This window comes from Intrasporangium sp., assembly GCF_035280925.1.
In the GTDB taxonomy this organism is placed as follows: Bacteria; Actinomycetota; Actinomycetes; order Actinomycetales; family Dermatophilaceae; genus Intrasporangium.
In genome coordinates this window covers 1-9,741 of the sequence record NZ_DATEEY010000036.1, presented here as the reverse complement: position 1 = coordinate 9,741, position 9,741 = coordinate 1, and the positions used below count along the sequence as shown (strand labels likewise).

The window sequence follows — 9,741 nt, the reverse complement described above, 5'->3', positions numbered from 1 at the left end:
AAGGTCGAGTCATGGACGTCACAGCCTCGAGTGGCGAGGAGCTGTCCCGCCACCTCCTGGAGGCCCCGGATGCTGTTCACTCGACTGGGTGGGTGGGCCGTGGGTGCGCGCTGCTCATGGCGGGCCTGGTCGCGCTCGTGGGCGCCTGCTCGGGGGAGCTGCCCGGGAACGTTGTGGTCGGCTCGGGCGACCCGACCTCGGAAACACGAGAGGTGCCGACCTTCACCGAGATCGAGGTCGGCGGGGGCATCGGTGTCGACATCGTCCCCGGGTCGGCGACCAGCGTCGTCGTGACTGCGCAGCCCAACCTGCTGCCGCTGACGACCACCACCGTTGACGGCGATCGCCTGACGGTCGCCACGACGAAGGGCTACACGACGGTGCATGGCATCTCGGTCAAGGTCACCGCGCCGGAGCTCACGGCGATCGAGCTGCATGGAGGCGCCAGCGCATCGGGCGACGGCTTCACGGCGCAGTCCCTGGCGCTCAACCTGTCTGGTGGAGCGCGACTCGATCTCTCCGGAGAGGCGAAGGACCTGGAGGTCGAGGCGAGCGGCGGCGCAGTCCTGCAGATCGGTGGGCTGAGGCTCACGACGGCGCGGGTGGACCTCACCGGTGGCGTGGTGGCGACGATGTCGGTGAGCTCCGCGCTGACGGGCACGGCGTCGGGCGGAGTGGTGATCAACCTCGACCAGCGCCCGGCGACGGTCGATGTCGAGACCTCCGGCGGTGCCGTCGTCCTCGGGTCATGAGGAACCTCCGTCGGCCACCAGGCCCGACGGGTTAGATTGGCCCGTATGACCGCTCTGCCGGAGTCTGCTCCGGTCGCCCTCGCCGAGCGATGGGGTGGCCGCAGCCGGATCAGCGACCTCGACGGGCCCGTGCACTGGGTCGACTTCGGTGGTCCGACGACTGGCTCAGGGGACGACCAGGCACCCCTCGTCCTCGTCCACGGACTCGGCGGGTCACACCTCAACTGGGTCCAGGTGGCGCCGGCGCTCACAGATCTCCGCCGCGTCGTCGCCATCGATCTTGCCGGCTTCGGGTTGACGCCCGGAGCCAACCGCGACACCGGCGTGCGGGCCAACGCCGCACTGCTCGGACGGTTCATCCAGGATCAGCTCGGTGGGCGGAGCGTCCTCGTCGGCAACTCCATGGGCGGCATGGTCTCGTTGCTGCTCGCCGCCGCAGAGCCGGATCTCGTCGACGGGCTCGTCCTCGTCGACCCCTCGCTGCCGTCTGGAGTCAAGAACCTCGACCGAATGGTCGCCCTCCAGTTCGGGCTCTACGCGACACCTGTCCTGGGCGAGCAGTTCCTCGTCCGCCTGCGTCGGCGCTACTCCACCGACCAGAGGGTCAGGGGCACCGTCCAGCTCTGCTTCGCCGACTTCTCGCGCGCCGACGTCGAGGTCATGGAGGCGGGCGTCTCCCTCCTCACCTACCGGGACACCCTGGCGCAGTCCGAGGCGGAGTTCCTCCGGGCGGCCAGGTCACTGCTCGCCGTGCTACGCCATGGCCGCACGTACTCTGCTCTCATCCACCGGGTCTCGGCTCCGGTCCTGCTCATCCACGGCGAGCAGGACCGGCTCGTCCCCATCGAAGCGGCGCGCCGCGTCGCCGCCGCCAAACCCGAATGGCAGGCCGAGTGGCTGGCCGGTGTCGGGCACACGCCGCAGCTCGAGGTGCCAGACCGGTTCGTCGCAGTGGTCAACCGCTGGCTCGCCGCTCTGCCGGACTGAACCGCTCAGCGAGCAGCGGCGCCGGGGTGCAGGTCCGCGCGGCTGCCCAGCCCTTGGCCCCACTCCTCGGCGCGCTGGAGCTCGCCGTCCTTGAGCGGTCCGTCGGTGTCCTCGACCCAGAACGTCTCACCCTGCTCCGCGCGCCGGAAACCGCGGGCGCGCAGCGCCTTCACCGCTGACTTGGCGGCCGACCCCGGCAGCAGCTTGACCTTCACACGCGTGTCGAAGGTGATGACGGGAAGCTCCGGCCTCGGCACGACGGCCTCGATCCACTCCCGGATGCCGCGCTGCACGTGCTCGACTGCTCCCTTGGTCTCGGCGTCCTTCCGCGTCGACTCCCTCGTCATGCTGAAGGCATGCGTCGGCCCGCCGACGATGAGCAGGCTGACGTCCTCCGGGATCACGCCGGGCGCTTCGTCGGAGCGCATCAGGCCGACCTCGTCGAACTCCTTGCCTCGCGACAAGCCACGTGTGATGGCGTCCGCAACGGCCTTGGTGTTGCCGAACAGCGACTCGTGGACGATGAGTGTCCTCATGGTTCAACCCCTTTTCCTCCACCCTCCACGCTAGGCGGCTCGTGCGCGGCGAGCGCCGGATAGTGACCCAACAGACGCGGCCCACCGGCGGCCGGCAGTGTCCGTGGGGCTGCCGCAGAATGGACTGGGCGAGAACCCGGACCATCCACCCAACGGAGGAGACGACAGATGGACGCCAAGGACTGGGACGAGCGCTATGCGGCGACCGACCTCGTCTGGTCAGCCGAGCCCAACCGCTTTGTGGCGGAACTGGTCTCGCCGCTCACACCAGGCACCGCCATCGACATCGCCGCCGGCGAGGGACGAAACGCCATCTGGCTGGCCCAGCAGGGCTGGACGGTCACCGCGACCGACTACTCGAGCGTGGCCGTCGACCGGATGCGAGCCCGGGCACAGGCGGTGCTCGGGGAGGACGCGGGGCGGGTGACCCCGCTGGTCGCCGACGCCACCGTGGCAGCGCCAGGCGGCCCAGCGGCATACGACCTCGCGTTGTTCTGCTACCTACAGCTCCCACCCGCCGAGTGGAGGGCAGCCCTCCGCCAGGGCGTCGAGGCCGTTCGGCCGGGTGGTCACGTCCTCGCCATCGGGCACTCCGCGCGCAACCTCACCGAGGGCTGGGGAGGGCCGAGCGCCCGCGAGGTGCTCTACGACCCCGACGAGGTGGTGGACGCCGTCGACGGCCTGCCGGTCGAGGCCGAACACGCGGACATCCGCGTCCGCCCCGTCGAGACGGAGGACGGTCCTCGCGAGGCGCTGGACACCGTCGTGATGCTCAGGCGGACCTGACCCCCGCGGCGCTGCTCACCTGGCGCGCCGCGCTGGAAGGTGGGCCCGGATGAACGCGACGACGTCGTCAAGCACCTCGTCCTGGTTGGTCTCGTTGAAGATCTCGTGTCGTGCCCCGGGGTAGGACTTCGCGGAGGCATGCCTTCCGGCCAGCGACTCCCAGCCCCTCTTCGTATCGGCCATCGGCACGAGCTGGTCAGCCTCGCCATGCAGCCACAGGATGGGGTCGTCCACCGCGCCGGCGAAGCGGATCATCGCCAGGGTCTCCTGGATCGCCTCGAGCGTCTCCCGCTTGAACGGCCCGTGCCAGACGAGGGGGTCCGCGACGTAGGCTTCGCCGACCGAGTCGTCCCGGCTCAGCGTCGACGGGTCGATCGGCGCGTCCGGGATCTCGTCGGCTGCCAGGAGATCCTCGGCCGCGCGCCAGCGCCCGAGCACCGGGGCGGACAGGACGATCGCGGCCAGGCCATCACCCCAACGCTGTGCGTAGCGTGCCCCGATGAGGCCACCCAACGAGTGGCCGATGAGCACGACCGGCAGGGTCGGGTGCTCCTCGCGGGCGTGCGCCTCCAGCATGTGGACGTCCTCCTCCAGCTCCTGGAAGCTGGTGATGAGGACGGGCTCGCCGGCGCTGCCACCGTGCCCGACGTGGTCGATCGCGTAGACGACGGCGCCGTCCTCGACGAGCCGAGCCGCGACGTGCCCGTACCGGCCACAGTGCTCGCCGTAGCCGTGGACGAGCAGGACCACGTATTCCGGCTCATCAGCGCCGCTGCTCCACCTCCGCCCGACCACCGTTCCCGCGTGTCCCTCGAATGACAGGTCCGTGACGTCCATGCCGACCACCCTGTCCGGGAAGGGGGCCGGTCGCAAGCCGGGTCACGACGCCGGCGTGCGCAAGACTGGGCCCCATGGCTCTCGACCTGCACGCCGTCTGCTTCGACGCGATCGACCCCCAGGGTCTCGCCCGGTTCTGGGCGGGAGTCCTCGGCTGGGAGCGGACCGACGACCCCGAGGGCGCCGTCGCCCTCGCCCCGAGCGACAGGACGGGGTTCTGGCTCCGGTTCGCTCCCACTCCCGAGGCGAAGTCACTCCAGAACCGGATCCACTTCGATCTGACCAGCGCCGCTGCCGAGGACCAGGACGCGACGGTTGCGCGCGCGCTCGGCCTGGGCGCGAGCCACCTCGACATCGGCCAGGGACCGGATGCGGAGCACGTGGTGCTCGCGGACCCGGAGGGGAACGAGTTCTGCGTCATCGAGGCAGGCAACAGCTTTCTCGCTGGCTGCGGCTTCCTCGGGGCGGTCAACTGCGACGGGACGCGGGACGTCGGGTACTTCTGGAGTCGGGCGCTCGGCTGGCCGCTGGTGTGGGACCAGGACGAGGAGACCGCGATCCAGTCCCCGCAGGGCGGTCCGAAGATCACGTGGAGTGGCCCGCCCCTGATGCCCAGGCCAGCGAAGAACCGGCAGCACTTCGACCTCACTCCTGCCGCAGGCAGTGATCAGCAGGCCGAGGTGGAACGTCTCATCTCCCTCGGCGCGAAGCGGATCGACGTCGGGCAGGGAGCGGTCAGCTGGGTCATCATGGCCGACCCCGATGGCAACGAGTTCTGCGTCCTGGCCTCGCGGGAATGAGCCTGCCGCGGGGCGTCTGGGAGGGTGTCGGCGTGACGACCGCGCGCTCCATCCCGCTCCTCGTCCTCGCTGCACTGGCCGAGACGCCTGAGGTGTCCCGATACCCGGCGGGGTATCATTGCACCAAGCAGGACTCTCGGGTACGCACAGGAGGACACAGTGGAGCTCGACGCCGCGGAGATGCAGTCGGTGGTCCGTCGCCTCAACCGGGCACGTGGGCAGCTCGGTGGCATCGTCAAGATGATCGAGGACGGCCGGGACTGTCGCGACATCGTCACCCAGCTCGCCGCGGTGTCGAAGGCGGTCGACCGGGCCGGCTTCGCGGTCATCGCGACCGGGCTCCGGGAGTGCCTCACCAACCCCGACGGTGAGGAGATGGACGTCGAGGAGATGGAGAAGCTCTTCCTCTCCCTGGCCTGAGCCAGAGAAGTCGCTTCCCAGGGGTGGACGGCAGGAGGATGCCGGGCGACCATGGTAGGCACCGGAGGAGGCCACCATGGATGCCAGCGCAGACACCACGATGATCCCCGCCGCGTCAGCCCCGGCTGAGTCGGCACCGCCCGAAGCGGCGACCGCCAACCATGAGTTCGCCGAACACATCGAACGGATCCGGGCACACCGGGCCGAGCTGCGCGAGTCCGTTGCGGCGGTCGATCTCGCGCTCGAGTCACCCATCGCCCGAGGCGGCGCCTGGCGCGAACGGGTGCGCGCGGCGCTCGCCGAGCTGGCCCACGACTTCGACGACCACATCGCCCTCACGGAGAGCCCGGGCGGGATCTACGACCGGGCCAAGCGGAGCGCTCCACGACTGGGCGGAGCGGTCAACCGACTGCTCGCCGAGCACCGGCTGTACCGAGACCAAGTTCACGGCTACCTCGCCGTCCTCGAGCACGGCGGGCAGCTGGCGGACATGCCCGCCTTCCGCGAGGAGCTGACCGCGCTGATCGGCCGCCTCATCAGGCACCGGCAGGCCGGCGGCGACCTCGTCTACGAGGCCTACAGCGTGGACCTCGGCGGGTCTGGCTGATCCGCGCGGCATCCGCGGCGCGGCCGCTGGAGCGAGCCCAGCGGCATACGGCCTGATTGCTCAGGTGAACTGCGGCCGCAGCGGATACCCGGCCACCCCGGCTTCACTGGTCCGGGTCGCCAGTACCTGGTGCAGCTGGATCCCGTTGTCCTCGAAGCCGAGGCGCGACCCGGCAAGGTAGAGTCCCCAGACGCGGGACCGCCCGAGACCGGCCAGGGCCACGCAGTCGTCCCAGTTCTTGGAGAGGTTCGCGCTCCAGCCGGCGAGCGTCATGGCGTAGTGCTCGCGGAGGCTCTCGTGGTGTTTCACCTCGAGGCCCTCGTCCTCCATGACGCGCACGATGTCGCCGGAGCCGGTCAGCTCGCCGTCGGGGAAGACGTAGCGGTTGATGAAGCCGCGCGTCGGCAGTCCCGGATGCTTGTTGTCCGGCCGGGTGATGCAGTGGTTGAGCAGCCGTCCCTCGTCGCGCAGGCGCGAGCGGAGGAACCTGAAGTAGGCGGGGTAGTTCCGCACCCCGATGTGCTCCGTCAGCCCGATCGAGCTGACGGCATCGAACCCCCGCTCCGTGACGTCGCGGTAGTCGCCGTGCCGCACCTCCGCGCGTCCGTCCAGCCCCTCGCGCCGGATCGCGTCCTGCGCCCACGTGGCCTGCTCGCGCGCGAGCGTCACCCCGAGCGCCGTCACCCCGTAGTGCTGGACCGCGTGCCGGACCATGCCACCCCAGCCGCAGCCGACATCGAGCAGCCGCATGCCCGGCTGGAGGTCGAGCTTGCGGGCGACGAGGTCGTACTTGGCGAACTGCGCGTCCTCGAGCGTGGACTCCGGCGTCTCGAAGACGGCGCACGTGTACGTCATCGACGGCCCGAGCACGTACTCGTAGAACTCGTTCCCGACGTCGTAGTGGTGATGGATCGCCTCCGCGTCTCGCCGTTTCGCGTGCCGGAGCCCGTGGGCGAGTCGACGCAGCTGGCTCGGCGTCTCCTGGGGCGGCAGCTCGGGCAGGCGCACGCCGGTCGACCGCACCACCTGGACGAGCTCCTGCACGTCGCGCAACGACGGGCGCCGCGGCGACAGGGCGGCAACTCGGAGGTGCTTGAGCACGTCGTAGGGGTCGCCCTCGTCCATGCCGTCGATGCTCAGCTCGTCCTGGAGATAGGCGCGCGCCAGGCCGAGCCCCCCGGGTGCCGTCACGAGGTAGCTGAGTGCGCGCGGCGAGTGCAGCCGGATCGTGATGCCGTCCGCCGCGCCGCCTGCCGAGCCGTCCCATGCCACGACGCGCACCGGCGCGTCGTCACCAAGGAAGCGCTCGAATGCCTGGCCAACTGAGATCGTCATCGCGCCTGCACCGCCTTTTCATAGAGGGTTGGGAACCGCCCGTGCGGGTCGTAGTGCCGCTTCGCCGCAGCGCTCGCCTCGCCGCCGTAGAGCCGCGTGAAGGTGGCCTCGTCGTAGTAGGCGTCCGAGTAGAGCGACTTGTGGCCGCCGAGCTCGGTCACCTTCGCCTCGATTGCCCGGTTGACGTCACCGCGCTGCCGGCCGGGCTGGATCTCGACGGACGACCAGAAGCCCACGTTGACGTAGGGGACGTCAGGGCGCATGGGGTAGAGCGGCCACGGTGGCCTTCCGTGGTCAGTCGGCTCAGCTTCAGTCGGCCGTATGCCGCTGGGCTCGCTCCCGCTCGCGGGTTGCCTTCGCAGCTGGATCGGGCAGACCCAGACAGGCTCGATCGGGACCGTGTCGAGGAACCAGGTGAGGAACTCGGCGGTCCGGTCGAGGGGGATCTCCACGTCCTGGATGACCCGCTCGCGGGGGAGCCGGCCGCGCCTGGCGTCGATGGCCGCCACGACGCCGTGGCGCTGCTCGAAGGCGACGATCTTCCAGTACACATCGCTGCGGAGCTTGTCCTTGGGCCAGAGGCGCCGGATGACCGGGTGCTGGGCACCGAAGGCTCGCGAGCACCAGAACCAGTCGGTGTCCCAGCGCCACAGGTAGTCGTGAGCGGTGAGGACGTCGGTGCGGCGTTCCTGGATCGAGCGGTAGAAGACCCGCTCCCGGGTGTAGTCGCTCGGTCTCGGCTGGCCCTCGACCCGGTCGGTCCAGTGGGCAAGGGTCAGGTACGACTCCCGCGGTCCGAAGACGACGCCGTCGACGAAGTCCACCCGGTGCCCGTCCCAGGCCATCGTCCGCATGACGACGCCGATGGCGTGCGCCAGCGCTTCGACGGTGTCGAAGCGGATGTGTCGGAGGGCGACGTAGGGCGAGGCCGGCTCGAGCTCGATGACGAGGTCGAGGACGTAGCCGAGCGAGCCGTAGGAGTTGGGGAAGGCTCGGAAGAGCTCTGCGTGGTCGTTGTCTGCGGTGGCAGTGACCACCTCTCCTCGGCCGTCCGCCCCACCGGTCAGGATGCGCATCTCCCGGACCGACTCGTGGGGCAGGCCGTTGCGGAACGACGAGGCCTCGATGCCGAGGCCGGTCACGGCGCCGCCGATGGTGATCGTGCGCAGCTGCGGGACGACGAGTGGAACGAATCCGCTTGGCAACAGGGCGTCCACGAGTTCCTCATAGGTCGTCAGCCCGCCGACGCGAGCCGTGCGCGCCCCTGCGTCGATGTCGAAGACCCCGCGGAAGGCGGAGAGGTCGAGCCCCTCCCGCGTGCCGTTGCGGGCCGCGCTGTGACGGAACAGGTTGGAGGTCCGCTTCGCCAGTCGGACGGGCCGGTCCGGTGGCAGGGCCGCGAAGTCCCGGGCTGCTCTCGCGACGGATTCGTGAAGGGAATCGACTGCCACGCGGGTGGGCATGGGTCGAGTCAACCAAACGTGGGCAACGATGCCAACGGGCTTTTTGCGCCGATCCTTTCCGGCGCGCGACATGCCGAGCCGGGAAAAATCGCGCCCCGGGTGCCCAGTTGCGCACCGGCACGGTTGAATTGGCATTGAAGCGCCGGGCCGCGCGCAGCTGGTCACTCATGAAGGGCCAATGATGGAACCTCAAGCCGTCGACAACGATCCCGCCGAGACCGAGCCGGCGAGAACCCCGGCCGATGAGCAGGCGGGCGAGGCGACGCTGGATGACCTGCTCGAGCCAGGGCTCGGGCCTCAGGTCACCGCAGCCGACTTCAGTGAGTCAGCGGTCCTGGGCCGGCGTGGACAGGCCGCACGCAGTGGCTGGCGGCACGTGCTCGTCGAGCTGACGGGTGGTCGGCTCCGACTGCCCCCCGGCCTCGGCGAGATGCGCCGCAACCAGCTGATGAACCGGGTCCGCAGGCCCTTCGACGGCACGCGGCGGATCGTCGTGATGAGCCGCAAGGGCGGAGTGGGCAAGACGACCGTGACGGTCGGCGTGGGTGCCACGTTCGCGTCGGCGCGCGGCGACCGGGTCGTGGCCGTCGACGCCAACCCGGACGCGGGCAACCTGGCCCACCGGATCGCGGGGGACTGCCAGCGCACCATCACGGACCTGTTGGCGGACTCCGGGCGGATCCGGTCCTTCGCCCAGATGCGGGGCTACACGTCCCAGTGCGTCGAGTCGCGTCTCGAGGTCCTCGCCTCGGACGACGACGCCCGGATCGCCCAGGCCCTCGACCGCGATGCCTACCGACAGGTCGTCGCGCTGCTCGACCACTTCTACAACCTCATCCTCCTCGACACCGGCACGGGCATCCTCGACAGCGCGAACCAGGGGCTGATCACCGAGGCCGACCAGCTCGTCCTCGTCGTGCGCCCGGCGCTGGACGGCGCCAAGGTGGGCGCGCAGACGCTCGACTGGCTCGAGGAGCATGGCCACGCAGACCTCGTCGCGTCTGCAGTGGTCGTCATCAACGGGATCGAGCGCGAGAGCGACCCGATCGTGCAGTTCGCCCGGAAGCACTTCGAGGCCCGTTGTCGACAGGTGATTGCCGTGCCCTGGGACAAAACCCTGGAGGGCGGCGGCCGCACGACGCTGTCAGCGCTGCACCGGAAGACGCGTCGTGCCTTCCTCGACGTCGCCGCGGCGCTCGCCGACGGGTTCGGGGAAGA

Annotated in this window: 11 protein-coding genes; 7 read left to right on the top strand and 4 right to left on the bottom strand. The window is 70.1% G+C overall.

Annotation, left to right across the window (positions count from 1 at the left end; genetic code table 11):
- A partial coding sequence (locus VJN29_RS03755) for a GIN domain-containing protein (protein ID WP_324142242.1) occupies nt 1-752 on the top strand: 752 nt, incomplete at its 5' end.
- Nucleotides 753-797: 45 nt separating this feature from the next.
- Nucleotides 798-1,739, top strand: coding sequence for an alpha/beta hydrolase (locus VJN29_RS03750; RefSeq protein WP_324142241.1), 942 nt, complete (start codon nt 798-800; stop codon nt 1,737-1,739).
- A 5-nt stretch (nt 1,740-1,744) separates the two neighbouring features.
- Here VJN29_RS03750 and VJN29_RS03745 read toward each other — a convergent pair whose 3' ends face one another.
- Entirely contained in the window at nt 1,745-2,275 is a 531-nt protein-coding gene (locus VJN29_RS03745) for a flavodoxin/nitric oxide synthase (RefSeq protein ID WP_324142240.1), read from the bottom strand.
- 168 nt (nt 2,276-2,443) lie between these two features.
- Here VJN29_RS03745 and VJN29_RS03740 point away from each other — a divergent pair, with 168 nt between their 5' ends.
- Nucleotides 2,444-3,061 carry a class I SAM-dependent methyltransferase gene (locus VJN29_RS03740; RefSeq protein ID WP_324142239.1) on the top strand — a complete coding sequence of 206 codons (618 nt, stop codon included), beginning with the start codon at nt 2,444-2,446 and terminating at the stop codon, nt 3,059-3,061.
- A gap of 15 nt (nt 3,062-3,076) precedes the next feature.
- Here the strand turns inward: VJN29_RS03740 and VJN29_RS03735 are convergent, their stop codons facing one another.
- A complete protein-coding gene (locus VJN29_RS03735) occupies nt 3,077-3,898 on the bottom strand; it encodes an alpha/beta hydrolase (RefSeq protein WP_324142238.1) in 822 nt (273 codons plus the stop codon).
- A 74-nt stretch (nt 3,899-3,972) separates the two neighbouring features.
- On the opposite strand from VJN29_RS03735, the gene VJN29_RS03730 reads away from it, so the two are divergent.
- The 3 genes from VJN29_RS03730 (at nt 3,973) to VJN29_RS03720 (ending at nt 5,725) form a co-directional block, all read left to right on the top strand.
- Nucleotides 3,973-4,698: a VOC family protein gene (locus VJN29_RS03730; protein WP_324142237.1), complete on the top strand. Its 726-nt coding sequence runs from the start codon at nt 3,973-3,975 to the stop codon at nt 4,696-4,698.
- 159 nt (nt 4,699-4,857) lie between these two features.
- Nucleotides 4,858-5,118, top strand: a complete 261-nt coding sequence (locus tag VJN29_RS03725; RefSeq protein ID WP_324142236.1) for a metal-sensitive transcriptional regulator — start codon at nt 4,858-4,860, stop codon at nt 5,116-5,118.
- Nucleotides 5,119-5,194: 76 nt separating this feature from the next.
- Nucleotides 5,195-5,725: a hypothetical protein gene (locus VJN29_RS03720; protein ID WP_324142235.1), complete on the top strand. Its 531-nt coding sequence runs from the start codon at nt 5,195-5,197 to the stop codon at nt 5,723-5,725.
- 60 nt (nt 5,726-5,785) lie between these two features.
- Here the strand turns inward: VJN29_RS03720 and VJN29_RS03715 are convergent, their stop codons facing one another.
- On the bottom strand, nt 5,786-7,060 hold the full coding sequence (locus tag VJN29_RS03715; protein WP_324142234.1) for a cyclopropane-fatty-acyl-phospholipid synthase family protein: 1,275 nt from the start codon (nt 7,058-7,060) through the stop codon (nt 5,786-5,788).
- The gene (locus VJN29_RS03710) at nt 7,057-8,523 is read right to left on the bottom strand and encodes an FAD-binding oxidoreductase (RefSeq protein WP_324142233.1); all 1,467 of its coding nucleotides are present in this window, start codon (nt 8,521-8,523) and stop codon (nt 7,057-7,059) included. Before VJN29_RS03710 ends, VJN29_RS03715 begins: the two co-directional genes overlap by 4 nt.
- 178 nt (nt 8,524-8,701) lie before the next feature.
- Here VJN29_RS03710 and VJN29_RS03705 point away from each other — a divergent pair.
- Nucleotides 8,702-9,741 (top strand): MinD/ParA family protein (locus VJN29_RS03705; RefSeq protein ID WP_324142232.1); only part of this gene is annotated, 1,040 nt, incomplete at its 3' end.